This window comes from Corynebacterium freneyi (assembly GCF_030408835.1).
GTDB lineage: Bacteria > Actinomycetota > Actinomycetes > Mycobacteriales > Mycobacteriaceae > Corynebacterium > Corynebacterium freneyi.
This window is the reverse complement of the sequence record NZ_CP047357.1, coordinates 2,553,122-2,578,290: the sequence shown is the minus strand read 5'-3', so window position 1 is coordinate 2,578,290 and position 25,169 is coordinate 2,553,122. Positions and strand designations below refer to the sequence as shown.

The following is a 25,169-nucleotide window of genomic DNA, read 5'->3' as shown; positions in this document are numbered from 1 at the left end:
CGTGACTGACGCGAAGAACACCACCGCCAACCAGGACCAGAAGTCCGCCACCGACCTGCCCGAGCAGCTGCGCATCCGCCGCGACAAGCGCGCCAAGCTGCTCGCCGCCGGCGTCGAGGCCTACCCGGTCGAGGTGCCGCGCACCCACACGCTGGCGCAGGTCCGCGACCAGTGGGGCCACCTGGAGCCGGGCGAGGAGACCCAGGACGTGGTCACCGTCGTCGGCCGTGTCATCTTCGTGCGCAACACCGGCAAGCTGTGCTTCGCCACCCTGCAGGAGGGCGACGGCACCCAGCTGCAGGCCATGCTCAGCCTGAAGGAGGTCGGCGAGGATGCGCTGGCCGCCTGGAAGGCCGACGTGGACATGGGCGACTTCGTCATCATCACCGGCCGCGTCATCGCGTCGCGCCGCGGCGAACTGTCCGTCATGGCCACCGAGTGGACCATGGCGTCGAAGGCGCTGCGCCCCCTGCCGTTCGCCCACTCCGACATGAGCGAGGACCAGCGCGTCCGACACCGCTACACCGACCTGATCATGCGCCCGGAGGCCCGCGCCAACGCCATCACCCGCGTGAAGGTCATCCGCGAACTGCGCCACGCGCTGGAACGCCGCGGCTTCCTGGAGGTCGAGACCCCGATGCTGCAGACCCTGCACGGCGGCGCCGCGGCCCGCCCGTTCGTCACGCACTCCAATGCGCTGGACCTGGACCTGTACCTGCGCATCGCGCCGGAGCTGTACCTCAAGCGTTGCGTCGTCGGCGGTCTGGAAAAGGTCTTCGAGATCAACCGCAACTTCCGCAACGAGGGCATCGACTCCTCGCACTCGCCGGAGTTCGCCATGCTCGAGTACTACGACGCCTACGGCACCTACGACGACTCCGCCCGCACCGTGCAGGAGATCATCCAGGAAATCGCCGTCGCCGTGTTCGGCTCGACGACGGTGACGCTTGCCGACGGCACCGAGTACGACTTCGGCGGCGAGTGGAAGCAGCTGGAGATGTATCCCTCCCTCAACGAGGCCCTCGCCCGGAAGTTCCCGGGCCAGCCGGAGGTCACCATCGACTCGACCGTCGAGGAACTCACGGCCATCGCCGACGTCATCGGCCTCGAGGTGCCCGCCAACGCCGGGTGGGGCCACGGCAAGCTCGTCGAGGAGATCTGGGAGCTGCTGTGCGAGGACCAGCTCGACGGCCCGGTCTTCGTCCGCGACTTCCCGGTGGAGACCTCCCCGCTGACCCGCCAGCACCGCTCCAAGCCGGGCGTCACCGAAAAGTGGGACCTGTACGTCCGCGGCTTCGAGCTGGCCACCGGCTACTCCGAGCTGGTCGACCCGGTGATCCAGCGGGAGCGCTTCGAGGACCAGGCCCGCTTGGCCGCCGGCGGCGACGATGAGGCGATGGTCCTCGACGAGGACTTCCTCCACGCCATGGAACAGGGCATGCCGCCGACGACCGGCGTGGGCATGGGCGTCGACCGCCTGCTCATGGCCTTCACCGGCCTGGGCATCCGCGAGACGGTGCTGTTCCCGATCGTGAAGCCCGAGCAGAACTAGGTCCGCTGCACGGATTCGCTTGACGACGGCCCGGCGTTCGCGCCGGTCCGTCGTTTTCGCGTTATGGGGCGAGACCCGACAGGTCGCGTTCGACGACGTAATTGCGGTGGGCGGTGGAGCCGAGGGTGTACTCGGGGTTGAGTCCGTACATCGCCCACCGGGAGCGCGACGACCAGTGCAGCGCCTCGGGGGAACCGGTGCGGTGGAAGTTCACCCGGTAGCCGCCCGTGTGCAGGTGGATGAGCGTGTATCCGCCCGGGTAGCCGGCGGCGGAACCGAATTCCACGAAATCGACGTTCGTCGCCGCGTCGGCGGCGAGCTCGGATTCGAGGGCGGCGAACTGGTCGTCCTCGATGCGGCCGCCGGATTCGTCGAGCATGGACGAGTCCAGGCCGATGACCCGCAGGCCACCGACGTCGGTGCGCCACATCTCGTGCGGTCGTGCTTCGGACGTGGTGTCGCCGTTGACGAAGACGCGCCCGACGCCGCGATCGCGGATCTCGGCCAGCGCCGCGGCCAACATGACCTCGGGAAACGGCGGCAGGCCCGGTTCCTGCACGATCGCCTCGGGGAAATCGCCGAGGATCAGGCCGTGCTTTTCCTCGCCGATGTGGGTGTCGTTGAGGACCGCGATGGTGGCCACGTGCTCGCCCGGAGGGGGAGTCAGGGTGGTGATGCGCCCCGACACCTCGGGGGAGTCCGGCTTGTTCGTGGTCATCAGCCCCGGAGTGGCCGGCACGCCGTCGCATCGGCACTCGAAGACGTACTCCCGGCCGGGTTCCAGACCGTCGACGGTGATCAAGTGGAAGCCCGTCTCCGAATCGCTCGAGGCGACGACCGGAAGGTCCGGCATGCCGGGGCGGATCCAGGAACCGGCCGGTCCCGCGATGGCCTCGGAACCCACCGGATCGGCGGCGACGATCGGGTCATCGGCCGGGGCCAACGCGACCTCGCCGAGCGTGGGGACGGTCGGGCGCAACGGGCCGTAGGCCGGATGCGGCGCGGTGTAGGAGGCGAAACCGAAGGTCACCGAGGTCGGAGTGACGGTGACGACCTCCAGGTCGGTGGCCTCGATGCCGCCGGTGCGCGCCGCCCGGGCCTTCGGGACCACGGTCGCCGCCAGCAGCGCGCCGATGCCCGCGGCACCTCCGGCCAGCGCCGCCCGCCTGCTGATGGGGCGTGCGCCGGGCCCGGCACCTGATCCGACGGTGCTTCCGACGCTTCCGGTGGTGTAGCCGACGCTCGTTTCAGTGCCCATGAACCGGACGCTAACGACCGGAGGCAAACGAAAGGTGGACGCCACGTGTCCTGTCGTTGGCATCGGTGTCGCCTTCGGGTGAACCCATTCGCATCGGCGGAAGCACGGTCGCTCGGCGCGTACGAAGGGTCATGAAACGACGGCAGTACGCGGCATACCTGCGATAACGCCGTTTCCCGGGATCGTCGTAAAGCGAAATATGACGTTGACCTCGTGTTTTGCGGGGGTGCATTACGGGGGCGGCAATAGTGCCAATATTGGGGCGGATCCGCCGAAAGATGTGACAACGATCACGAGATGGCTTTATCGTTATGCCAGTAACAGTTCTGACTCGAAAGGCCATGAACCCATGAGCGAGAAGAAGAACCGCGAGGATTCGACCGTCGGCCGCAACAACCCGGGCCGAGACGCCATTGGTGCGGCAATGCGGTTCATCACGTCCATCACCGGCTCCGACTTCGCCCAGAAGTACGACCTCCAGCCGACGATCGACCGCGTGATCTACCAGTCCACCAAGTCCGGGTTCAAGACCCTGGGCGCCGCCAACCGCCAGTTCAAGAAGGTCGCCGGCTCCGGCAAGCCGCAGCGCCCCGCGCGCGACGCGCAGGCCGCCGCCCCGGACGACGCCGCCTCCGCCGAACCGGCCAAGACCCCGTCGAAGAAGCTCTTCGACCTCACCCCGACCGAAGATCAGCAGATGATCGTCGAGACGGTGAAGGAGTTCGCGGAGTCCCGACTGCGCGACGCAGCCGCCAAGTGCGACCACGAGGCCACCCCGCCGGAGACCCTCCTGTCCGAGGCCGCCGAGCTCGGCGTCTCCCTCATCAACGTCCCCGAGTCCTTCGAGGGCATCGCCACCGGCGAGGACGTCACCACCAACGCGCTCGTCGCCGAGGCCCTCGCCTACGGCGACATGGGCCTCGCCCTGACCGTGCTGGCCCCCGCCGGCGTCGCCGCGACGCTGACCGCCCACGGCTCCGACGCCCAGCAGAAGACCTACCTTCCGGCCTTCGCCGGCGAGGACGTCCCGGCCGCCGCCGTCGTCCTCTCCGAGCCGCGCCCCCTCTTCGACCCGCTGGAGCCGGAGACCACCGGCCGCCGCGAGGGCAACGAAATCGTCCTCAATGGCGTCAAGTCGATGGTCCCCAACGCCGGTGCCGCCGAGCTGTTCATCGTCGGCGTCAACCTCAACGGCCGCCCCGCCCTGGTCATCGTCGAGTCCGACACCGAGGGCCTGCACGTCGAGGCCGACCCGTCCATGGGCGTTCGCGGCGCCGCGCTCGGCCGCCTCGTGCTCAAGGACGTCCGCGTCCCCGCCGACGCCATCCTCGGCGGCGAGCAGATCTCCCCGGAGCAGGCCGAGATCGAGTACCGCGACGTTCTGCGCCGCTCCCGCCTCGGCTGGGCCGCGCTGGCCGCCGGCACCAGCCAGGCGATCCTCGACTACGTCGTGCCCTACGTCAACGAGCGCGAGGCCTTCGGCGAGCCGATCTCGCACCGCCAGGCCGTGGCCTTCATGGTCGCCGACATCAAGATCGAGCTCGACGGCCTGCGCATGATCCTGCTGCGCGGCACCTCCCGCGCCGACCAGGGCCGCCGCTTCGACCGCGAGGCCGCGCTGGCCAAGAACTTCGCGACCGAGAAGGGCATGAAGATCGGCTCCGACGGCGTCCAGCTGCTCGGCGGCCACGGCTTCGTCAAGGAGCACCCGGTCGAGCGCTGGTACCGCGATCTGCGCGCCGTCGGCGTCGCAGAAGGCATCGTCGTCCTGTAAACCGCCAGACACTTCAGATTTGAAAGAGGATCCGAAATGATCAACCTCGAACTGCCGAAGTTCCTCCGGGCGGGCGCCGCTCAGGCGCATCAGGCCGCGGCGGAGATCTTCCGTCCCATTTCCCGTAAGTACGATCTCGCCGAGCACGAGTACCCGCGTGAGCTCGACACCCTGGCGTCGATGATGGACGGCATGGCCGACGGCGGCAACGCCTTCTCCGGCGCGTCCGGCGGCCGTGGCGACGAGAAGAAGAAGCAGCGCACCGGCGTCAAGAACGGCGGCAACATGGCGTCGCTGCTCAACGTCATCGAGACCTGCTGGGGCGACGTCGGCCTGACGCTGTCGCTGCCGTACCAGGGTCTGGGCAACTCCGCGCTGGCCGCCGTCGCCACCGACGAGCAGCTGGAGAGCTTCGGCAAGACCTGGGCCGCGATGGCCATCACCGAGCCGTCGTTCGGCTCCGACTCGTCGGCCGTGTCGACGACCGCCCGCAAGGACGGCGACGAATACGTCATCAACGGCGAGAAGATCTTCGTCACCTCCGGTGAGCGCGCCGACTCCGTCGTGGTGTGGGCGACCCTGGACAAGTCCCTGGGCCGCGCGGCCATCAAGTCCTTCCTGGTGAAGAAGGGCACCCCGGGCTTCACCGTCGAGCGCCTGGAGGAGAAGCTGGGCATCCGCGCCTCCGACACCGCGGTGCTGCGCCTGGACAACGTCCGCGTTCCGGCCGAGAACCTGCTGGGTTCCCCGGAGATCGACGTCAAGAAGTCCTTCGCCGGCGCGATGGCCACCTTCGACAACACGCGTCCGCTGGTGGCGGGCATGGCCATCGGCGTCGCCCGTGCGGCGCTGGAGGAGCTGCGCCGCATCCTGGAGGAGGCCGGCCTGGAGATCGACTACGACAAGCCCGCCCACACCCAGCACGCCGCCGTGGCCGAGTACATCAAGCTCGAGTCCGACTGGGAGGCCGCGTACCTGCTGGCCCTGCGCGCCGCGTGGATGGCCGACAACAAGCAGCCGAACACCCTCGAGGCGTCCGCGTCGAAGGCGAAGGCCGGCCGCATGGGCACCGACGTGACCCTGCGCGCCGTCCAGCTCGCCGGCACGTACGGCTACTCGGAGCGCAACCTGCTGGAGAAGTGGGCCCGCGACTCGAAGATCCTGGACATCTTCGAGGGCACCCAGCAGATCCAGCAGCTCGTCGTCGCCCGCCGCGTGCTGGGCCTGAGCTCCAAGGAACTCAAGTAACGACGACACCCCGATAGGCCACGGAGGGCGCCATGCGCGTGCCCGCCGTGGCCTTTCGCTTTACGACGGCGACCGGGTTGACGAAACGACGAGTGTGCGCCCCATGCCCCGGGGCGCACACTCGTCGGATCGGAACCGTCGGAAAGCGGGCCCGGGTCAGAAGCCGCGGTGCACCGAGTAGTTGCGGTCGTCCACCGAGCCCAGCATGTACTCCGGCTCGAAGCCCAGCAGCGACCAGCGCGTCCGCGCCGACCAATCGAGCGACTCCCGCGCCGGCGTGCGGTGGAACGTGACCATGTAACCGCCTTCGCGGACGTCGAGAAGCGTGTAACCGCCGGGGTAGCCGAGGCAGGCCCCGCGCTCGCAGAAGTCCACGTGACCGACGTCCGCGCGGCCGCGGCGCGTGCGATGGGTGTGCCCCGCGAACATCGCCGCGGCACCCGGCGTGCCCGCCAACGAGTCCTGCAGGCGACGGGCCTGATCCTCCGGAACGATGAAGCCCGGGCCGCCGGCGTTGGTGTACGCCGCATCGCGGGTGATCGGATGGTGCGCGAAGACGAAGGTCGGACGGTCGGCGTCGTCAAGCAACTCCGTATGCACCGCATCCAGCTGCTCCGGGGAGATGTACCCGCCGTCGTCGTGGACCGTCGACGAGTCGATGCCGATGAGGCGCAGTTCTCCGACGTGGGCCGCCCAATGTTGCTGGCGGGCCGGGCCCACGGTGCCGAAGTGGTCCGGGACCTCCGCCATGTCGCCGCGGGCGCTCGTCGACCCCGGCTCGTAGTTGTCGTGGTTGCCGCGCGTGGCGAACCAGCGGGAGTTCTGAGCGCCGAAACCGTCCATGATCCGCTTGAACTCGGCCGCCTGCTCCGCGGAGTTGCCGTCCGTGCAGTCGCCGTTGACCACGATCGCCGCCGCCGATGTGCCGGCGACGCCCGCCAGCAGCTCCTCCAGCTGCATCGTCGGGAAGCGGCGGGCGCCCTCGGCCTCCCGCAGGCCGATGCCCTCGATCTTGATGCCGTCGTGGTACGGCTTGCCGATGTGCGTGTCGTTCGTGATCGCGATCGTGCCCAGCGAACGGCCCGGCGGCGGGGTCAACGTGGTGAACGTGCCGGTCATCTCGGGCGACGACGGGCGGTGCGTGGTCGCCAGCGACGGGACGGCCCGGACCCCGTTCGAACGGCACTCGAAGCGGTACGCGCGGCCCGGCTCCAGGCCGTCGACGATCACGTGGTGGTAGCCGCGGGGCGTGTCATCGGCGTGGACCACCGTCATCGCGCCGCCGTCGGCCGGGCCGATCAGGACCTCCTCGCCGGCGTTGACCGTCGGCTGCGCCAACCCGTACGGGGTGAGGACGCCCGGCGCATACGTCGCCCACGTGAAGGCGACGGACGTGTCGGTGACCGTCGCGACCTCCAGGTCGGCGGCCTGGATGCCGCCCTCGATCGTGGCGGGGTCGAGCGACCCCGGCATCAACCCCGGCGGGAGACCTTCGGGAAGGGCGGAAGCGGGGCGGGCGAGCACCAGGCTGCCCGCCGCGAGAGTGGCAGCGGAAAGGAACGCGCGGCGTGAAATCGTCATGAAACGCACGCTAACCTGCGATGATGACGGCTCGGTCACGCCACGATAAAGGGGTGGTCTCCTCCGCGTGAACACATGATGACATGGTGTTTCATCGTGCGGAGGAAACCACCCCTCGGGGTGCGCGGGACTAGCCGGCCGGGCGGAGACGATCCTGGCCGACGAGCTGGTCACCGGAGGCGGCGGTGGCGGCGGCCGCGGCGGGGGCGGGGGTCGCGGCGGCGGCATCAGCGGCGTTGTCACCCTCCCACGGCTTCGGCAGCATCCGCGGCACGACCTTGCCGACCGCGTTGCGCGGCAACTCGTCCATGAACACGGTCTCGCGGGGCACGGAGTGGCGGGCGAGGCGCTGCTTGACGTGGGAGCGGATCGCCTCGTCGTCAAGCTCGCGACCCTCGGGGGAGTCGTCGCGCACGACCCAGGCCACCAGAGCCTGGCCGAAGCGCTCGTCGGGCACGCCGTAGACGCAGCATTCGCGCACGCCGGGCAGCTCGGACAGGGCGTCCTCGGTCTCGCGGGGGAAGACGTTCTCGCCGCCGGAGACGATCATGTCGTCCTCGCGGCCGGAGATGTAGAGCATCCCGTTTTCCAGGTGGCCGAGGTCGCCGGTGCAGACCATGCCGTCGATGATCTCCTTGTCGGCGCCGGGGCGGGTGTATCCCTCGTAGAGCATGCCGTTGCCGACGAAGATGCGGCCGGTCTCTCCCTCGGGCAGGGCGTTGCCCTCGTCGTCGCGGATGGAGATGCGGGTGCCCAGCGGCGCGCGGCCCGCGGTGGTCGGGTTGGCGGCGAGCTCGGCGGGGGTGGCGATGGTCGCCCAGCTGACCTCGGTGGACCCGTACTGGTTGTAGAGAACCGGGCCGAAGCGGTCGAGCGCCTGCTTGACCACGTGCTCCGGGATCGCCGAACCGCAGGAGGCGATGACCTCCAGGGGGGAGCCGGCGACGTCGTAGTCGTCGGGCATGACCTCGAGCATGCGCTGGAGCATGGTGGGCACGAGGAAGATGGTGTGCGGGTTGTGGGCTTCGATGATCCGCAGGGCGTCGGACGGCTCGAAGTGGCGGCGCAGGATCATGGTCGACCGCAGGGCGATGCACAGCTGGGCGGTGGCGAAGCCCCAGGTGTGGAACAGCGGCGCGGCGAGGAACGCGGGCCGGTTGTGGCGCAGGGGGATGCGGCTCATGATCGACGACGCCGGCATCCAGGACTTCGGCTCGGGGCGGCGGGCGCCCTTGGGGGTGCCGGTGGTGCCGGAGGTCAGGACGATGACGCGGCCGCGGCGGGGGCGGGTCGGCAGGTCGGCGGTGGGCCAGGACTCCGGCGGGGCGGTGCGCAGCATTTCGCGCATGGACGTCCAGCCTTCGCGGACGCAGGAGGCGTCCTGGTAATTCTCGAGCCAGGACACGGCGACGGGGCAGTCGTCGAAGTTCTCGGGCAGCAGGTGGGTGAATTCCTCGTCGATGAAGAGGAAGTCGAGCTTCTGCTCGCGGATGACGGCGAGGGTCTGCTCGGCGGAGGCGCCGGTGTTGAGCAGGACGAGGTCGGTGCCGAGGCGCCCGTGCGCGCACAGGGCGAGCAGGAAGCCGCGGTGGTTGCGGCACAGCAGTCCGATGCGGTCGCGGGGGCGGATGTCGCCGTGGCGCAGGGCGCGGGCCAGGCGGTTGGCGTTGTCGTGGAACTCGGAGTAGGTCATGGAACCGCCGTCGTCGATGATGGCGGTGTGGTGGGGGTCGCGGGCTGCGGCGATGCCGAGCAGGCCGGAGGGCAGGAAGTCCCACCGGTAGATCGAGTTGGCGGCCTTGCCCATGGCGGCGGGGCCCATGGCGCCGAGCACGCCGGCCTTGGTCACGGGCGCCAGACCCTTGATGAGGTCGGTGGTGCCGCGCAGGGAGTGCTTGGCGCGGATGCGGAACTTCTCCGCGGCGCCGACGTCGGCGGTGTGCGCGTTGGTCGTCGCGTGGACGTCGATCTTCTCGGACATCTGGCTCGGGCCTCCTCGTATGGGTTCCTTCTGGAAATGAACCTTATACGTGACCTTCGTCACTGGGAGGGTTTTCGCGGGAAAAGCTCCCGAATCTCTCCGGGGCGGCCTTTTTGCTTGACGACGGCCCGGCCGCCGCGCCCAGCGGCCGGCATCCGGAAGGTGGCCTACTGCGCGGGGACGTAGTCCAGATCGAGGGCTTCGGCGACGGGCCGGTTGCGCAGGGCGCCCTCGTGGGTCATCAGTCCGTCGGAAAGCCCCGGCATGACCTTCGCGGCACCCGGCCAACCGTGTTCGGCCAGGGCCAGAGCGTAGGGAAGGGTCGCGTTGGCCAACGCCTGCGTCGACGTGTTGGCCACCGCGCCGGGCATGTTCGCCACGCAGTAGAAGAGGCTGTCGTGGACCTTGAACACCGGGTCATCGTGGGTGGTCGGCCGCGACGACTCGAAACAACCGCCCTGGTCGATGGCCACGTCGACGAGCACCGACCCCGGCTTCATGCGGGCCACAAGCTCGTCGGGCACCAGCGTCGGGGCCTTCGCGCCCGGCACGAGCACCGCGCCGATGACCAGATCGGACTCCAGCAGCTCCCTTTCGATCTCGTGGGCGGTGGAGAAAACGGTGTCGACGGTGCCCCGGTAAATGTCGTCGATGCGCTTGAGGGCGCGGGGATTCAGGTCGAGGACGGTGACGTCGGCGCGCAGGCCATGCGCCATGGCCACGGCGGAGGCACCCACCTGGCCGGCGCCGATGACCGTCACGCGCGCTGGGCGGGTGCCGGGCACGCCGGGCAGCAGAATGCCGCGGCCGCCGAAATGGCCCATCAGGTGGTACGCGCCGACCTGCACCGCCAGACGGCCGGCGACCTGGCTCATCGGGGTGAGCAACGGCAGCTCGCCGTAATCGTCGGTGACGGTCTCGTAGGCGATCGACGTCGTGCCCGCGTCGAGCAGCGCCCGCGCGCACTCCGGGGCGGCCGCCAGGTGCAGGTAGGTGAACAGGATCTGATCCGGCCGCATGAGGTCGAATTCCGGGCCGATGGGCTCCTTGACCTTCAGCAGCAAATCGCCCTTCGCCCACACCTCGGCGGCGGTGTCGACGATCGTTGCCCCGGCGTCGACGTAGGCCTGATCCGGCATCGACGAACCTTCGCCGGCGCCGGCCTCCACGAGCACCTCATGCCCGGCCCGGGTCAGCGTCGCCACCCCCGACGGGCTCGCTGCGACGCGATGCTCGCCGCTCTTGATCTCGCGGGGGATTCCGATGCGCATTGGTGACTCCTGGTCCGTGGCGGCTCGCCGGGCGGAGGGGCCCGGCGATTGGTCTTCCCCCAATCATGGCGCGAGCGGGGCCCGGATCACCAACAGGGGGATGCGGGGCACTCCGCGCCGGGCCGGGTCACGTGGTGAGCCACTCCATGATCTCGTGCGCCTTCTGTTCGGCCTCCGACCCCGACCCCGCAAGCCACACGTAGACGGCCATTTTGCCGTAACTCGACGACAGCATGTAGCCCTCTTCGCCGTGGTTCTTAATGAACTCTCCGTAGGAAGTGGGGGTGCCGGAGGCCACCGTCACGACCAGGGTGGTCTTGCCCTCCTTTGTGTAGGAGCAGCCCAGCCCCATTTCGGGGGAATCTCCCCAGTGCGTGCCTTCGGGAGTTCCGAAGTTGGTGACGGAACAGGGATTGACGCCGCCGAACGCGCTGATCAGTGCGTCGCGCTGGTCGGTGACCGTCTGCTTGTCGGTCTGCGCGGCCTCGAGATCGGATTCCAACTCGCGGATCCTGTCGTTATCCGAATTCAGGCGCGCGTTCTCGGCCTGGAGGCTACCGACGTCCTCGCCGTCCGAGTCATCGGAGGACTTGCCCGACAACGCCCAGAAGCCGCCCGCGATGACCGCGATGGCCAGCACGACGGCCAGGGAGATGAGCGGAAGCTTCGACTTGTCGGCGGTGGACTTCCCCGCGTCCCGCGCGCCCGCAGATTCGTCCGACCCCTTGGCGGCGGGTGCGTCGGAGCCGCCATTCGCATTGGGCCACGGGTTGCCGTAATCGGGCGACTGGGGGGAACCACCGGAGGCGCCGCCCTGGTAGCGGTTGTCGAAATCGGGTGCGTCGTTGCTCATGTCTCTCTCCGGGACTCGTCGCGTTGAACCGGGTTTTGCTACCCGCACAATTTAGTGGTTTTCTCCGCCACCGCAGTTCGGGGTTTCCGAAAACTCCGACGATCGGGGGTGCGGCACAGGGCAACCGCCCTAGATCCCCAGCACCGCCTTCGCGATGAGGAAGTACACGATCAAACCGGACGCATCGCAGAACGTGGAGATGAACGGCGTCGAGAACACCGCCGGGTCGGCCTTGATGGCGCGGGCGACCATCGGCATGATGCCGCCGACGGTGGCTGCGATGGTGCAGATGGACACCAGCGTCAGGCCGATGATCAGCCCGAAGTCCATGCCGTAGACCAGCCCCGCGACGACGGCGCCGATCATGCCGAGCAGCACGCCCATGGTCAGTCCGACGCGGACCTCGCGCCACGCCACCTTCCACGTGTCGCGCAGCCGCACCTCGCCGACGGCCAGCGCGCGGGTCACGGTCGTCGCGGCCTGCGAGCCGGTGTTGCCGGCGGTGCCGGTGAGCAGGGGGATGAACAGCGACAGCGTTACCACCGTGGCCAGGGCGTCCTCGAACATCTCCAGCACCTGCACCGTGAGAATCGCCGACAGGGCCAGCACCAGCAGCCACACGATGCGCGACCGCACCAGGGTGGTCACCGACGTGATCAGGTACGGGCGGTCCAGCGGCTCGGACGCGCCGGCTCGGGCGGCGTCTTCCTCGTCGGCGCGGTCGATGATGCGGTTGGCGTCGTCGACGGTGAGGATGCCGATCAGCCGGTTCTCCTCGTCGACCACGGGCGTGACCAGGTGGGTGGTGCGCACCGCCCGGCGGGCCGCTTTCTCGGCGTCCTCCGACGCCGTCACGGATTCCGGGGACTTCATCAGGTCCCGCACGGTGATCGGCTCCGCGGCGGGGTCGTCGTCACGCGAATCACCGTCGGCCGAATCCCCGTCGAGCGCGAAAATCAGGTCCCGCATTCCCACGACGCCCTCGAGCCGGCGGTGGTCGTCGGTGACCATGAGCAGGTACACGGTCTCCGCGCCGTCGCCGCTGGCGCGAACGTGGTCGAACGCCTCCCGCGGCGTCATCCCCGGCCGCAGTCGCACGTATTCGGTGGACATGTGACGCCCGATGGTTCCGGACGGGTAGCCGAGGATCGGCGCGGTCAGCGCCCGCTCCTTCTCCGACAGGCCCGAAAACAGCTTCGCCGACACCGTCGCGGGCAGCTCGTCGACCAGCGACACCCGGTCGTCGGGGTCGAGGTGCTCGAAAACGCCGACGACGTGCTCGTCGCGCAACCCCGTCAGCAGGTCCGCGCGCATGCCCGGGGAGAACCGCTCGAACACCTCCACCGCCACCTCGCGCGGCAGCAGACGGTAGATGATCGCCCGGTCGTCGGGGTCCTCGCGCTCGAGGACGTCGACCAGATCCGACGGCGACATGTCGCGGATCACCTTCTCGATCGAGACGAGATCCTCCTGCGCCAGCATCAGCGCCAGGTGGTCGGCGAGAACGTCGAACTCGAGTCCGGTGTGGGAAGAGGCCATGCCCCAGACACTATCCGCACGGCACGTCGGGCGGGGGCGGATGCGCGGCAACCCGCGGCTGCTTTGCGACGAGTCGGCGTGGATCGGGGGCCGCCGTTAAACTCCAGTTCAGGCCCTGTTCGCTATGGGCGTACGCCCGAAGGGACGAAACGCGGGCGAGCCGTCGTTAAGCTTCAGTGAAACCGTCATATGGATTCCGGACGACACCGAGGAGAATGATGTTCGAGAGGTTCACCGACCGCGCCCGGCGCGTCGTCGTCCTGGCGCAGGACGAGGCACGCGAGCTCAACCACAATTACATCGGCACCGAGCACATCCTGCTCGGCCTCATCAGCGAGGGCGACGGCGTCGCCGCCAAGGCCCTGGAGTCCATGGGCATCTCGCTGGAAGCCGTGCGCTCCGAGGTCGTCGACATCATCGGCCGCGGCGCCCAGCCGCCCAGCGGGCACATCCCGTTCACCCCGCGGGCGAAGAAGGTCCTGGAGTACTCGCTGCGCGAGGCCCTCCAGCTCGGCCACAAGTACATCGGCACCGAGCACATCCTGCTCGGTCTGATCCGCGAAGGCGAGGGCGTCGCCGCGCAGGTGCTGGTCAAGCTCGGCGCCGACCTGCCGCGCGTGCGCCAGCAGGTCATCCAGCTGCTGTCCGGCTTCCAGGGCGGCGACTCCGACGGCGCCGGCGGCGGCCCGGAGCAGCGTCCCGTGGGCGCCACCTCCGGCCAGCGCGTCGCCGACGGCAACCACCAGGCCGGTTCGCTGGTGCTCGACCAGTTCGGCCGCAACCTCACCGTCGCCGCCCGCGAAGGCAAGCTCGACCCGGTCGTCGGCCGAGAGAAGGAAATCGAGCGCATCATGCAGGTGCTCTCGCGTCGCACGAAGAACAACCCGGTGCTCATCGGCGAGCCCGGCGTCGGCAAGACTGCCGTCGTCGAGGGCCTGGCCCTGGACATCGTCAACGGCCGCGTGCCCGAGACCCTCAAGGACAAGCAGCTCTACTCCCTCGACCTGGGTTCCCTCGTCGCCGGTTCCCGCTACCGCGGCGACTTCGAGGAGCGCCTGAAGAAGGTGCTCAAGGAGATCAACCAGCGCGGCGACATCATCCTGTTCATCGACGAGATCCACACCCTCGTCGGCGCGGGTGCCGCCGAGGGGGCCATCGACGCCGCGTCGATCCTGAAGCCGAAGCTGGCCCGCGGCGAGCTGCAGACCATCGGCGCCACCACGCTCGACGAGTACCGCAAGCACATCGAAAAGGACGCCGCCCTGGAGCGCCGCTTCCAGCCGGTCAACGTGCCGGAGCCGAGCGTCGACCTGACCATCGAGATCCTCAAGGGCCTGCGCGACAAGTACGAGCAGCACCACCGCGTGTCCATCACCGACCAGGCGCTCGTCGCCGCGGCGACCCTGTCGGACCGCTACATCAACGACCGCTTCCTGCCGGACAAGGCCGTCGACCTCATCGACGAGGCCGGCGCCCGCATGCGCATCAAGCGCATGACCGCCCCGGCGGACCTGCAGGAGATCGACGGCCGGATCGCGGACGTGCGCCGCGAGAAGGAAGCCGCCATCGACGCCCAGGACTTCGAGAAGGCCGCCGGCCTGCGCGACACCGAACGCAAGCTGGGGGAGGAGCGCCGCGAGAAGGAGAAGAAGTGGCGCTCCGGCGAGTCCGACACCATCACCGAGGTCGGCGAGGAGCAGATCGCGGAGGTGCTGGCCAACTGGACCGGCATCCCGGTGTTCAAGCTCACCGAGGAAGAGTCCTCGCGCCTGCTGCGCATGGAGGAGGAGCTGCACAAGCGGATCATCGGCCAGGACGAGGCCGTGCAGGCCGTGTCCCGCGCCATCCGCCGCACCCGCGCCGGCCTGAAGGACCCGAAGCGCCCGTCCGGTTCGTTCATCTTCGCCGGCCCGTCCGGCGTCGGTAAGACTGAGCTGTCGAAGGCGCTGGCGGAGTTCCTGTTCGGCGACGAGGATTCGCTCATCCAGATCGACATGGGCGAGTTCCACGACCGCTTCACCGCCTCCCGCCTGTTCGGCGCTCCTCCGGGCTACGTCGGCTACGAGGAGGGCGGCCAGCTCACCGAGAAGGTCCGCCGCAAGCCGTTCTCCGTCGTGCTGTTCGACGAGATCGAAAAGGCCCACAAGGAGATCTACAACACCCTCCTGCAGGTCCTCGAGGACGGTCGCCTCACCGACGCGCAGGGTCGCGTCGTCGACTTCAAGAACACGGTGCTCATCTTCACCTCGAACCTGGGCACGCAGGACATCTCGAAGGCCGTCGGCATGGGCTTCTCCGGCGTCGGCGAGCAGGACGCCGACGGCCAGTACGAGCGCATGAAGGGCAAGGTCCACGACGAGCTGAAGAAGCACTTCCGTCCGGAGTTCCTCAACCGCATCGACGAGATCGTGGTGTTCAAGCAGCTGTCCCGCGAGGAGATCGTGGAGATGGTCGACCTGATGCTGGCCCGCGTGTCGGAGCAGCTGAAGGAAAAGCGCATCACCATGGAGGTCACCGACAAGGCGAAGAACCTGCTGGCCAAGCGCGGCTTCGACCCGGTGCTGGGCGCCCGCCCGCTGCGCCGCACGATTCAGCGCGAGATCGAGGACCAGCTGTCCGAGAAGATCCTGTACGGCCAGATCGGCATGGGCGAGACCGTCCGCGTCGACGTCGACGGCTGGGACGGCGAGTCCGAGGGCACCGACGCCACGTTCACCTTCACCACCACCTCGACCGACGGCGCCGACGTGCCCGACGAGCTCGACGGCCTGGAGGCCATGGGCAACGCCGAGGGCACCATCGACTCCGGCGCCGGCGACGTCATCGACGCCGCCGAAGCCGCGATCGAGGAGGCGACGCTGAAGGAGAAGTACGGCGAGTCCGGCTCCGAGAGTGCCGAGGGCGCCGAGGGCGACGCCGGGAAGGACGCCTGACATGGGGATCTACTTCCGCAAGCGCACCAAGGTCGGCAAGGATTCCTGGCTCAACTGGTCGAAGTCCGGGGTTTCGGGTTCGAAGCGCATCGGGCCGGTGACCGTCAACAGCCGCGGCGGATTCTCCGTCCGCCTGGGCAAGGGCCTGAATTTCCGGGGCCGCTGGAAGTAATAGGCGCTTGACGACGCCCACCTGGTCGTCGCAAAGCCCCCGGGGAACCTGAAAGCGCGGCACGCATCCACTGGATGCGTAGCCGCGCTTTTCGCGTGTGCGGTCGGGTGTCATGGGGCGGACGGGAAGCCGGAAAGCCTGGCCGAGCGGCGGTTGCTCCGGCACAATGAGTGATATGACAACAATGGCCGTTCTCGAGCCCCGCGACGTCCCCCTCGGCGGCTACCGCTCCATCACCGTGCGCCGCACCCTGCCGCACATCGAGCGCACCAGCGTCGGCCCCTTCATCTTCGCCGACCACTTCGGTCCCACCGAACCCGCAATGGACATCGCCCCGCACCCGCACACCCACCTGGCCACCTGTACGTGGCTGTTCTCCGGCCGGGTGCGCCACGCCGACCGCGGCCTGCACCACTTCACCACCCGCGCCGTCGTCTCCGAGGCGACCATCACCGCCGGCCGCGACGGCGCCGTCCTGATCCTCCTGGCCGGCGACCCCTACGGCGAAGACCTGCTGATGTTCTGGAACTTCGTCGGCGACGACGAATCCGCCGTCCGCTCCGCCCGCGAGGACTGGGAAAACGTCGAGACCCGCGCCTCCCGCTTCGGCGTCGTCGAAGGCTACCCCGGCTTCGACGGCGAACCCACCCGCGCCCAAATCGACCGGATCCCGGCGCCGCCGATGCCGTCGGTGAAACTCCGTCCGCGCCGCAACAAGTAGCCCCTCAGCACGTCCCCTCCGCCCCCGGGGCATCCGGGCCGCCCATCACGGAGACCAACCACCCGAACGACTCATCCCGCGTCAGCTGCCACGCCAGCCCATGCGACGCCTCGCCGAGATCCTCGTCGACCTCCACGTACGTCACGTTCGCGCCGGCTTCGCACCAATCCCGCACCAGCCGCCGCGCACCCTCGACGGGAATCACGTCATCCTGCACGTTGTGCGTCACGAACACCGGTATCTCCGGCGCGACCGTACCCAACCTCTGCTTGTCGACGGCCGCCCTCAACCCCGGCCCGGCCTCCGAACCCAGGTGCCGCGCAAAAGACTTCCCGTCGCGCGTGAAATCCGAGGAATCGCGGTGCCCCCACAACGCCAACGTCGCGCCGACGCACTGGGCGGCGGTGTCGTCGAGAAACCTGCGGCCCTCCTCCCCGAGCATCGCCGTGACCTCCTCGCCGACCCCCGGATACGCCGTGACCAGCCCGTTGAGGGCATACCCCATCGCGCCCGACAACGCCGACCCGTCGATCTCCTCCGCCGTCGACGGCACATCCGCCGGAACCCCGCCCGCATACACCGCCCGAATGTTCAGCTCCGGGGCATGCTCCGCCGCCAACTCCGCCGCCGCAGCCGTCGCCGCACCGCCCTGCGAAAACCCGAACAGCGCGATCGGCGTCGCCTCCTCCGCCTCCTCCGACTCCCGCGGCAACAACGACTCCGCCGCCCGCGCCACATCGAGCACCGCATGCCCCTGCGCCTCGCGCACCAGATACGTGTGCCCGCCCGGAGTGCCCAACCCCTCGTAATCCGTGATGGCCACCGCCCACCCCAAATCCAGGAAATGCGTCGACGGCGGCGGGGGAGCGGTGCCGAACTGCATGGTCAACGACGGCGCACAATTATCCGCCGACCCCTGCGTCCCCGGGGCGATGACCAACAACGGCCGCGGCCCATCACCCGTCCACTTCGCCGTCGGCTCCAACACCGAACCACTGACCACGTTCGACGCCCCATGCGCATCCGTCGACGCGTACACGATCCTCCGCGCCGCAGCCACGCTCGGCGACTCCACCGACAACGGCATCTCCGTGACCACCGTGCCCGGCTCCCGCACCACCGGCGGCGGCTTCGCCCGCCCCGCATCGGCCCCCTCGAACCCGCCACCCGAACACGCCGCCACCCCGAAACACGCCACCACCACCAGCAACGCCGCGACCAGGCGGCGCCGCATCGGGCCACCCGCCACCATCGAAGCGCTCATGACGCCAGCCTATCCTCCCGCCCGGACCACCCGACCATGCCGTTCGAACACCGCCGCCCGCCGCGCCCTACCGAGGCAACCGAAACCGGCCATCGGCCTCCTGCACCGCCAAACCATCATCGAGCAGCGAAAACAACGCCCGCGACCGCTGCGCCGCATCCGGCCACACCGCATCGAGCACCGCCCGCTCCACCGGCGACTCCGACCCCCGCAACACATCCAACAACTTCCCCCGCACCTGCCGATCCGTGCCCTCGAACTTCTGCACCCGCCGCTTCGCCGCCGCCAACTCCTCCTCCGACGGCCCCGGCGACCCCGCCGCCACCCACGCACACGACCCCCGCACCGGACACTCACCGCACGCCGGCGACGTCCGGCACACCGTCGCCCCCAACTCCATCCACGCCACCGACAACTCCGCCGCAGCCGACGGATCGTCGTAAAGCAACCCCTCCACCACATCCAAATCCGCCCGCCTATGCGGACCCGGCAAAAACACCCCCTGCCGATGCCGCCGCAACACCCGCCGCACATTCACATCCACCACCGGCGTCCGCGCCCCGAACGCAAACGCCGCCACCGCCCGCGCCGTGTAATCCCCGACCCCCGGCAACGCCAACAACGCCCCCACATCCGACGGCACCCGACCCCCATGTTCCGCGACGATCACCGCCGCACACTCCCGCAACCGCAACGCCCGCCGCGGATACCCCAACTTCCCCCACTCCCGCAGCACCAGATCCGCCGGCGCCGCCGCCAACTCCTCCGGCCCCGGCCACAACCCCATCCACCGACGCCACACCGGCGCCACCCGCGCCACCGGCGTCTGCTGACTCATCACCTCACTGACCAAAACCCCCCACGCCGACGTACCCGGCTCCCGCCACGGCAAATCCCGGGCATTGACCCGAAACCAATCCACGAGGCCACCCCGCCAATCCCCGCTTGCCGACGAACCCCCGGAATGCGTTGATTTCAAAAGACGATTCACTCCATTCTGCGAACTACGAGCACAATGGATCGTATGCCACGCACCCCTGAAACAGTCTGGAAGCAACTGCTCGAGGGAAACCGCCGGTTCATGGCGGGCCACTCCGCCCACCCGAACCAGGACCCCTCCCGCCGCGAGAAGCTGACCGCCGGCCAAAACCCCGCCGTCGTCGTGCTGTCCTGCTCCGACTCCCGCGTCCCCGTCGAAATCATCTTCGACCAAGGCCTCGGCGACGTCTTCGTCATCCGCACCGCCGGCCACATCACCGACCTGTCCGTACTGGCGTCCCTCGAATTCGCCGTCGACTCCCTCGGCGTCAACCTCGTCGTCGTCCTCGGCCACGAATCCTGCGGCGCCGTCAAAGCCGCCCACGCCGCCCTCGACGGCGGCGACCTGCCCGGCGGATTCCAACGCGTCCTCGTCGAAAAGGTCACCCCCTCCCTCCTCGCCGCCCGCAAGGACGGCCAAAACACCTCCGACGAACTCGAACGCCGCCACGTCCGCGAAATCGTCAACCACATCATCGACCGGTCGCCCGAAATCAAAACCCGCCTCGCCGAAGGCACCGTCGGCGTCGTCGGCATGCGCTACCACCTCGGCGACGGACGCGCCGAAGTCGTCGTGACCAAGGGAGTCAGCGACGACCCGCTAGTCTGAATGGCGTGACCAACCGACCGCTGCCCCCCGAGATCTACCGGCGCCGGCGAATCGCCGCGCTGGTTCTGCTGCTCGCCCTGATCCTCGTGATCGCGGGCATCATCAGATGGGTGGCCGGCGGCTCGGACCAGGACACCGACCAAGCGGCCGACACCAGCGAACCGGTCACCGTCACCCGCGACGACGGCGTCGAAAACACCTCCGCCCCCGGCAAACACTCCTCCGAGCCGTACACCACCACCGACACGGCCGAAACCTCCGAAGCCGCGGCGAAGGACACCTGCGAACTCGGCGACCTCATCCTCACCGTCACCGCCGACAGCCCCAACTACGGCGCCACCAACCCCCGCTTCGCCCTGACCCTGGCCAACCCCACCGGCGGCGACTGCGAAATCGACCTCGACGAAGACACCCTCCGCTTCGAGGTCTACGACATGGTCACCTACGAACGCATCTGGTCCGACCTCGACTGCCACGACTCCGAAGGCAGCGGCACCGAAACCATCGAAGCCGGCGAAGAAGCCGTCTACGACGTCAACTGGTCCCGCAAGAGCTCCGCGCCCGGCAAGTGCACCGAATCCGACCGACAGGAAGTCGGCTCCGGCAGCTACCTCGTCTACGGTCTCGTAGGCGACCGCAACTCCGACCCCTACACGTTCAACATCCGCTGACCCGCCGCCCGGCTACGTCAACCGGTCCAACCCCTGCCGCACGTGCCGCGCCCACAACGGGCCCACGCCCTCCAACGCGGCCAAATCCTCGGTCTGCGCCCGCAACAACGACGGCAACGTCACGAACCGCGCCACCAGCTTGTCCATCAGCGAATACTGCATCCGGGGCACCCGCGCCAGCGCACGATAACCACGCGGATCGACGCGCTCGTCCAACGACTCCGCGTCCGTCGGGAATCCCAACACCTGCGCCACCGCCCTCGGCCCCAGCAAATCCGGATCCGGCAACTCCGCCAGACCCGCCAACGCGGCGTCCACGTCGGCCTCGTCGGGAAGCCCCGAAGCCGTGACCAGGTAATCGTGCAGCAACAACCGCGCATCGGGGGCCGTGTCGGCGACGAGCTCCCGCAACTGCACGTCCAGCTGATGCCCATCCGACCCCAACGCCACCACGTCCCGCGACACCGACTGCGCCGCCCGCCGCAGCAACTCCGACAACCGCAGCACCCCCACGACCTCCGACGCCGACGCGAACCCCGCCATCTCCGCCTCGAACAGCTCCTCCGACTCCGCGTCCAGCCGCGCCCGGTACCTCTCGACGGTACCCAGCGCCTGATTCGCCCGCGACAGAATCTCCGCCGAATCCTTCAACACATGCCGCACCCCATCGGCATACACCGTGATGATGTTCATCGACTGCGACACCGCAATCACCGGCACCCCCGTCTGCAACGCCGTGCGCTCCGCCGACCGGTGCCGCGTCCCCGACTCGTCCGTCGGCAGCGACGGATCCGGCACCAACTGCACGTTCGCCCGCCGAATGCGAGTGCCATCGGTCGACAGCACCACCGCGCCATCCATCTTGCACAGCTCCCGCAGCCGCGTCGGCGCGAACGCCACGTCGATCTCGAACCCGCCGTCGCACAGCGCCTCGATGTCATCGTCGAAGCCGAGCACGATCAACGCGCCCGTCCGCCCCCGGCGGATCCTCTCCAGCCCGTCGCGGATACCGGTCCCCGGGGCGAGGGTTTTCAGCAGGTCATGGCTCAGTTCGGACACCACGCCAGCTTACCGCCACCTAATCCAGGGCCGTGTCGATCGCCTCCGCGATGGTTCCCACCCGCACCAGCCACAGCCCCCGGGGAGCCAGCGACGAATCCGTCTCCGCCGGCACCACCGCGCGAGTGAAGCCCATCCGCGCCGCCTCCTTCAGCCGCCGCCCGATGTCGGGGACACGGCGAACCTCCCCGGCCAGCCCCAACTCGCCGATGACCACCATGTTCTCCCGCACCGGCCGCTGCCGCACCGCCGACGCCAACGCCACCCCGACCGCCAGGTCCGACGCCGGCTCCACCAACGTCATGCCGCCCACCGTGGCCACGTACAGCTCCCGCGCCGCCAACCCCCGCATGTCCGGGCCGTGCTGCGCGACGATCGCCGCGACCATCGGCACCCTCCGCTGATCCAGGCCGGACACGTTGCGACGGTTGCCCTTCGCCTCCTCGCCCGACACCACCAAGCCCTGCACTTCCGCCAACATCGGCCGACGGCCCTCCATCGCCACCGTCACCGCCGTACCCGGGGTGGGGGAGCGGTGATGCAAAAACAGGCCCGACGGATCCTCGACCTCCCGGATGCCGTCGGCCGTCTGCTCGAAACACCCCACCTCGTCGGTGGCGCCGAACCGATTCTTCAGGCCCCGCAAAAACCGCAGCCCCGAATGCCGGTCACCCTCGAAGTTCAGCACCACGTCGACCAGGTGCTCCATCGTCCTCGGCCCCGCGACCGTGCCGTCCTTGGTCACGTGCCCCACCAGCAGCACCGCGATGCCCGACTCCTTCGCCAGCGCCGTCAACGCCGCCGTCACCGCCCGCGCCTGCGCCACGCCGCCCCGAGTGCCCTCGACCCCGGCGGCCTGCATCGTCTGCACCGAATCGACCACCAGCAGCCCCGGCTTCACCGCCAACGCCTGCTCGATGACCTCCCCGACGTCGGACTCTGCGGCGAGATACAAATCGTCGTGAAGCGCCCCCGTCCGCTCCGCGCGAAGCCGAACCTGCCCCACCGACTCCTCGCCCGTCACGTACAGCGCCGGACCCAGCTCACCCGACGCGCACCGGTACGACACCTCCAGCAGCAGCGTCGACTTGCCCACCCCCGGCTCGCCCGCCAGCAACACCACCGACCCGGGCACCACGCCGCGGCCCAGCACCCGGTCCAACTCGCCGATGCCCGTGGGCACGGCCTTCGCCAACCCCGGATCGACCCCCGTGATCGGCGTCGCCGCGACCGCCGGCGGCCCGGACGCGGAAGAGACCGCGGACCCGGCCGAACGCAATCGTCCGGCCGGTTCCGCGGCCTCGGTCAAAGAACCCCACTCCCCGCACGAAGGGCACTGGCCCACCCACTTGGACGCCCGCCAGCCACAGGCGGAGCAGCGGTAGGACGGCCCCTTCGCCACGGAGCCTACTGCTGGTTGATCTGGCCGACGGCCTGCTCGGCCGCCGGGCTGTCAGCGTCGGCGTCGGTGGCAGCGCCGTTGGCCGGCTTCGAGGCCTCGGCAGCTTCGGCGCCCTCGGCCAGGCCGTCGGCGCCGCGGTCGACCGCGCCGGCCTCCGGGACGTAGGCGGAGATGGTCACGAACATCTCGATCGTCTCGGTGCCCTCCGGGCCATCGAACGTGAAGGTCACGTTGCGGTTCTCGCCGGCGGCGGTGGCCTTGTCGCCCACCAGCGTCTCGGCGTCCAGCGAGGTGGCGACGTACGTGATGCACGCCGCGTTGTGCTCGGCGACCTCGGAGTACTGCTCGACGGCGCCGGCGTAGTCGGCGACCAGCTGGCAGTCGCGCGGGATGGCCAGGTCACCGTCGGCGGCGGACTCGTAGTTCTTGGTGGAGGTGACCGGGGTCAGGTCGACCTTGCCCGCGCCCTCGACCTCGACGGATCGGAGGGTGTAGGCGGCGTCGTTCGAGCGCTCCTGGTTGGTGGCGGAGAACTTCAGCGCCGCGTCACCCGTGTCCGGGTCGACGACGATGTGCGCGTCGCGGATGGCGATGCCGCCCGGGATGGCCTCCTGGACGTTCTGCGCGCCGTCGACGGCGGCGACCTGGTTGGCGGTCTGGGAAATCTGGCCGGCGCCGCAGGCGGCGAGCGCAACGGCGGAAGCGGCGGCGACGGTGGCGAGGGCACCGCGGCGGACAACCGACTTGAGGGTCATGAGTTCGTGTCCTCCATCATCTAGGGCAACTTGAGGATTGGGGTCTGAAAAACTGGGTTCTGCAGTTGAGAACCCACCTTAGTGTCCTCAAAGGCTCTTCTCATACTAGCGGTACTTTGCAGGGGGGTCATGATAGGGTGGAGGGCCGTTGAAAGGGGCGTGGACACCACATGGAATTCAGCGTCGGCGATACCGTCGTCTACCCGCATCACGGGGCCGCGAAGATCGAGCAGATCATCGAGCGCGAACTGAACGGGGAGCCCGTTCAGTATCTCGTCCTCCAGATTCTGCAGAGTGACCTGAACATTCAGGTTCCGGCCATGAACGCCGAACTGGTCGGCGTGCGCGATGTCGTGGGCGAGGAGGGGCTGCGCAAGGTTTTCTCCGTTCTCCGCGAGACCGACGTCGAGGAAGCCGGCAACTGGTCGCGTCGCTACAAGGCCAATCAGGAGCGCCTCGGTTCCGGCGACATCAACAAGGTTGCAGAGGTCGTCCGCGACCTGTGGCGCCGCGATCAGGACCGTGGCCTGTCCGCCGGCGAGAAGCGCATGCTGAGCAAGGCCCGCCAGGTGCTGGTCGGTGAGCTCTCCCTTGCCGAGGGCGTCGACGAGGAGAAGACCACCGAGCTGTTCGCCCGCATCGAGGCCACCATCGAGCGTCACCAGGCGCTGGCCGACGAGGCCGCCAACTCCGCCGAGCCCAAGGCTGCGGACGCGGTCGACCTCGACGCCGAGGCCTAGGCCCCGGTGGGAATGCGGGTCACCGCCCTCGTCGCCGCGGCCGGTCGCGGCACGCGGCTCGGGGAGCCCATCCCCAAGGCGTACGTCCAGCTGTGCGGCCGTTCCCTGGTGGAACGTTCCGTCGCGGCGATCGAGCGGTCGGAGGCCGTCGACGACATCGCCGTCATCGTCTCCGACGACATGATGGGGTATGCCCGTGAGCTTTTCCGCCGGGCCAAAGCCGCCGGCCGGATTCGCACCGACGTCGAGTTCATCGTCGGCGGTGGAGAGCGCATCGATTCCGTTTGGGAGGGCATGCGCACCATGCCCGATGACGGCGTCGTCCTGGTGCATGACGCCGCTCGCGCCCTGACTCCTCCGGGCATGATCGCCCGCGTCGTTCGATCCGTCCTCGGGGGCAGTGACGCGGTCATTCCCGTCCTTCCGGTCGCGGACACGATCAAGGAAGTCGCAGGCGATGTGGTCGTGGGCACTCCCGACCGTTCTTCCCTCCGTGCGGTGCAGACTCCGCAGGGGTTCCGCCTGCCCTTGTTGCGCCGTGCGTACGAGGATCACTTCAACCGTCCCGCCGATGAAGCCCGGCACGCCACCGATGACGCGTCCCTCGTGGAGCGTCTCGGGGTCCCGGTCCACGTCGTCCAGGGCGACCCGATGGCCTTCAAGGTGACCACCCCGCTCGACTTGGCGTTGGCGACGCAGATCGCCGAAGAGGCCGAGTCCACCGAGTTCGAGATTTCCGGAGAATGA

The 25,169-nt window shown here is 69.0% G+C and carries 21 protein-coding genes; 10 read left to right on the top strand and 11 right to left on the bottom strand.

Translation table 11 applies throughout. The features are described from left to right. Window position 1: 1 nt before the first annotated feature. Window positions 2-1,552 carry a lysine--tRNA ligase gene (gene lysS, locus CFREN_RS11550; RefSeq protein ID WP_035124204.1) on the top strand — a complete coding sequence of 517 codons (1,551 nt, stop codon included), beginning with the start codon at window positions 2-4 and terminating at the stop codon, window positions 1,550-1,552. A gap of 61 nt (window positions 1,553-1,613) precedes the next feature. Here lysS and CFREN_RS11545 read toward each other — a convergent pair whose 3' ends face one another. Continuing rightward, the gene (locus CFREN_RS11545; protein ID WP_244979475.1) at window positions 1,614-2,810 is read right to left on the bottom strand and encodes a metallophosphoesterase family protein; all 1,197 of its coding nucleotides are present in this window, start codon (window positions 2,808-2,810) and stop codon (window positions 1,614-1,616) included. Between the two features lie 349 nt (window positions 2,811-3,159). Between CFREN_RS11545 and CFREN_RS11540 the strand changes: the two genes are divergently transcribed. Both CFREN_RS11540 and CFREN_RS11535 read left to right on the top strand, forming a co-directional pair. Then, on the top strand, window positions 3,160-4,584 hold the full coding sequence (locus CFREN_RS11540) for an acyl-CoA dehydrogenase family protein (RefSeq protein WP_070520578.1): 1,425 nt from the start codon (window positions 3,160-3,162) through the stop codon (window positions 4,582-4,584). A gap of 36 nt (window positions 4,585-4,620) precedes the next feature. After that, window positions 4,621-5,832 carry an acyl-CoA dehydrogenase family protein gene (locus CFREN_RS11535; RefSeq protein WP_209651871.1) on the top strand — a complete coding sequence of 404 codons (1,212 nt, stop codon included), beginning with the start codon at window positions 4,621-4,623 and terminating at the stop codon, window positions 5,830-5,832. A gap of 156 nt (window positions 5,833-5,988) precedes the next feature. Here CFREN_RS11535 and CFREN_RS11530 read toward each other — a convergent pair whose 3' ends face one another. The 5 genes from CFREN_RS11530 to mgtE form a co-directional block, all read right to left on the bottom strand. Next, window positions 5,989-7,413 carry a purple acid phosphatase family protein gene (locus tag CFREN_RS11530; RefSeq protein WP_209651874.1) on the bottom strand — a complete coding sequence of 475 codons (1,425 nt, stop codon included), beginning with the start codon at window positions 7,411-7,413 and terminating at the stop codon, window positions 5,989-5,991. Between the two features lie 130 nt (window positions 7,414-7,543). After that, on the bottom strand, window positions 7,544-9,394 hold the full coding sequence (locus tag CFREN_RS11525) for an AMP-binding protein (RefSeq protein ID WP_209651876.1): 1,851 nt from the start codon (window positions 9,392-9,394) through the stop codon (window positions 7,544-7,546). Window positions 9,395-9,561: 167 nt separating this feature from the next. Further along, a complete protein-coding gene (ald, locus tag CFREN_RS11520) occupies window positions 9,562-10,665 on the bottom strand; it encodes an alanine dehydrogenase (protein ID WP_209651878.1) in 1,104 nt (367 codons plus the stop codon). A 127-nt stretch (window positions 10,666-10,792) separates the two neighbouring features. Next, on the bottom strand, window positions 10,793-11,518 hold the full coding sequence (locus CFREN_RS11515) for a flagellar basal body-associated FliL family protein (protein WP_209651880.1): 726 nt from the start codon (window positions 11,516-11,518) through the stop codon (window positions 10,793-10,795). A gap of 129 nt (window positions 11,519-11,647) precedes the next feature. Next, on the bottom strand, window positions 11,648-13,057 hold the full coding sequence (gene mgtE, locus CFREN_RS11510) for a magnesium transporter (protein ID WP_209651882.1): 1,410 nt from the start codon (window positions 13,055-13,057) through the stop codon (window positions 11,648-11,650). A gap of 218 nt (window positions 13,058-13,275) precedes the next feature. Here mgtE and CFREN_RS11505 point away from each other — a divergent pair, with 218 nt between their 5' ends. The 3 genes from CFREN_RS11505 (at window position 13,276) to CFREN_RS11495 (ending at window position 16,883) form a co-directional block, all read left to right on the top strand. Next, complete coding sequence (locus CFREN_RS11505) at window positions 13,276-15,990, top strand: ATP-dependent Clp protease ATP-binding subunit (RefSeq protein ID WP_209651884.1); 2,715 nt, start codon at window positions 13,276-13,278, stop codon at window positions 15,988-15,990. 1 nt (window position 15,991) lies between these two features. Next, a complete protein-coding gene (locus tag CFREN_RS11500; RefSeq protein ID WP_209651886.1) occupies window positions 15,992-16,162 on the top strand; it encodes a DUF4236 domain-containing protein in 171 nt (56 codons plus the stop codon). 175 nt (window positions 16,163-16,337) lie between these two features. Beyond that, window positions 16,338-16,883, top strand: a complete 546-nt coding sequence (locus CFREN_RS11495) for a pirin family protein (protein WP_244979476.1) — start codon at window positions 16,338-16,340, stop codon at window positions 16,881-16,883. 4 nt (window positions 16,884-16,887) lie between these two features. On the opposite strand, the gene CFREN_RS11490 is transcribed toward CFREN_RS11495, so the two are convergent. Next, window positions 16,888-18,147, bottom strand: coding sequence for a lipase family protein (locus CFREN_RS11490; protein WP_209651891.1), 1,260 nt, complete (start codon window positions 18,145-18,147; stop codon window positions 16,888-16,890). A 67-nt stretch (window positions 18,148-18,214) separates the two neighbouring features. Beyond that, complete coding sequence (locus CFREN_RS11485) at window positions 18,215-19,126, bottom strand: HhH-GPD family protein (RefSeq protein WP_280528208.1); 912 nt, start codon at window positions 19,124-19,126, stop codon at window positions 18,215-18,217. A gap of 45 nt (window positions 19,127-19,171) precedes the next feature. Here CFREN_RS11485 and CFREN_RS11480 point away from each other — a divergent pair, with 45 nt between their 5' ends. Continuing rightward, window positions 19,172-19,795 carry a carbonic anhydrase gene (locus tag CFREN_RS11480; protein ID WP_209651895.1) on the top strand — a complete coding sequence of 208 codons (624 nt, stop codon included), beginning with the start codon at window positions 19,172-19,174 and terminating at the stop codon, window positions 19,793-19,795. A 5-nt stretch (window positions 19,796-19,800) separates the two neighbouring features. Continuing rightward, on the top strand, window positions 19,801-20,466 hold the full coding sequence (locus CFREN_RS11475) for a hypothetical protein (RefSeq protein ID WP_209651897.1): 666 nt from the start codon (window positions 19,801-19,803) through the stop codon (window positions 20,464-20,466). A gap of 12 nt (window positions 20,467-20,478) precedes the next feature. Here CFREN_RS11475 and disA read toward each other — a convergent pair whose 3' ends face one another. From disA to CFREN_RS11460, 3 genes are read right to left on the bottom strand one after another with little or no spacing between them, the layout of a single operon-like run. Continuing rightward, a complete protein-coding gene (disA, locus tag CFREN_RS11470) occupies window positions 20,479-21,525 on the bottom strand; it encodes a DNA integrity scanning diadenylate cyclase DisA (protein ID WP_246580141.1) in 1,047 nt (348 codons plus the stop codon). A gap of 19 nt (window positions 21,526-21,544) precedes the next feature. Next, the gene (gene radA, locus CFREN_RS11465; protein WP_209651901.1) at window positions 21,545-22,927 is read right to left on the bottom strand and encodes a DNA repair protein RadA; all 1,383 of its coding nucleotides are present in this window, start codon (window positions 22,925-22,927) and stop codon (window positions 21,545-21,547) included. Window positions 22,928-22,932: 5 nt separating this feature from the next. Further along, window positions 22,933-23,682, bottom strand: coding sequence for a hypothetical protein (locus CFREN_RS11460; protein ID WP_209651903.1), 750 nt, complete (start codon window positions 23,680-23,682; stop codon window positions 22,933-22,935). A 170-nt stretch (window positions 23,683-23,852) separates the two neighbouring features. Here CFREN_RS11460 and CFREN_RS11455 point away from each other — a divergent pair, with 170 nt between their 5' ends. Both CFREN_RS11455 and ispD read left to right on the top strand, forming a co-directional pair. Next, on the top strand, window positions 23,853-24,422 hold the full coding sequence (locus CFREN_RS11455; protein ID WP_070520623.1) for a CarD family transcriptional regulator: 570 nt from the start codon (window positions 23,853-23,855) through the stop codon (window positions 24,420-24,422). A 12-nt stretch (window positions 24,423-24,434) separates the two neighbouring features. After that, entirely contained in the window at window positions 24,435-25,169 is a 735-nt protein-coding gene (gene ispD / locus CFREN_RS11450) for a 2-C-methyl-D-erythritol 4-phosphate cytidylyltransferase (RefSeq protein ID WP_209651905.1), read from the top strand.

What these genes read in the sequence shown, in the direction of transcription:
- CFREN_RS11505 (WP_209651884.1), top strand. Translation starts at nt 13,276, where the DNA reads ATGTTCGAGAGGTTCACCGACCGCGCCCGGCGCGTCGTCGTCCTGGCG.
- CFREN_RS11525 (WP_209651876.1), bottom strand. Translation starts at nt 9,394, where the DNA reads ATGTCCGAGAAGATCGACGTCCACGCGACGACCAACGCGCACACCGCC.
- CFREN_RS11455 (WP_070520623.1), top strand. Translation starts at nt 23,853, where the DNA reads ATGGAATTCAGCGTCGGCGATACCGTCGTCTACCCGCATCACGGGGCC.
- ald (WP_209651878.1), bottom strand. Translation starts at nt 10,665, where the DNA reads ATGCGCATCGGAATCCCCCGCGAGATCAAGAGCGGCGAGCATCGCGTC.
- CFREN_RS11535 (WP_209651871.1), top strand. Translation starts at nt 4,621, where the DNA reads ATGATCAACCTCGAACTGCCGAAGTTCCTCCGGGCGGGCGCCGCTCAG.
- CFREN_RS11480 (WP_209651895.1), top strand. Translation starts at nt 19,172, where the DNA reads ATGCCACGCACCCCTGAAACAGTCTGGAAGCAACTGCTCGAGGGAAAC.
- CFREN_RS11460 (WP_209651903.1), bottom strand. Translation starts at nt 23,682, where the DNA reads ATGACCCTCAAGTCGGTTGTCCGCCGCGGTGCCCTCGCCACCGTCGCC.
- CFREN_RS11545 (WP_244979475.1), bottom strand. Translation starts at nt 2,810, where the DNA reads ATGGGCACTGAAACGAGCGTCGGCTACACCACCGGAAGCGTCGGAAGC.
- CFREN_RS11540 (WP_070520578.1), top strand. Translation starts at nt 3,160, where the DNA reads ATGAGCGAGAAGAAGAACCGCGAGGATTCGACCGTCGGCCGCAACAAC.
- CFREN_RS11500 (WP_209651886.1), top strand. Translation starts at nt 15,992, where the DNA reads ATGGGGATCTACTTCCGCAAGCGCACCAAGGTCGGCAAGGATTCCTGG.
- CFREN_RS11490 (WP_209651891.1), bottom strand. Translation starts at nt 18,147, where the DNA reads ATGAGCGCTTCGATGGTGGCGGGTGGCCCGATGCGGCGCCGCCTGGTC.
- CFREN_RS11515 (WP_209651880.1), bottom strand. Translation starts at nt 11,518, where the DNA reads ATGAGCAACGACGCACCCGATTTCGACAACCGCTACCAGGGCGGCGCC.
- CFREN_RS11495 (WP_244979476.1), top strand. Translation starts at nt 16,338, where the DNA reads ATGACAACAATGGCCGTTCTCGAGCCCCGCGACGTCCCCCTCGGCGGC.
- mgtE (WP_209651882.1), bottom strand. Translation starts at nt 13,057, where the DNA reads ATGGCCTCTTCCCACACCGGACTCGAGTTCGACGTTCTCGCCGACCAC.
- CFREN_RS11530 (WP_209651874.1), bottom strand. Translation starts at nt 7,413, where the DNA reads ATGACGATTTCACGCCGCGCGTTCCTTTCCGCTGCCACTCTCGCGGCG.
- ispD (WP_209651905.1), top strand. Translation starts at nt 24,435, where the DNA reads ATGCGGGTCACCGCCCTCGTCGCCGCGGCCGGTCGCGGCACGCGGCTC.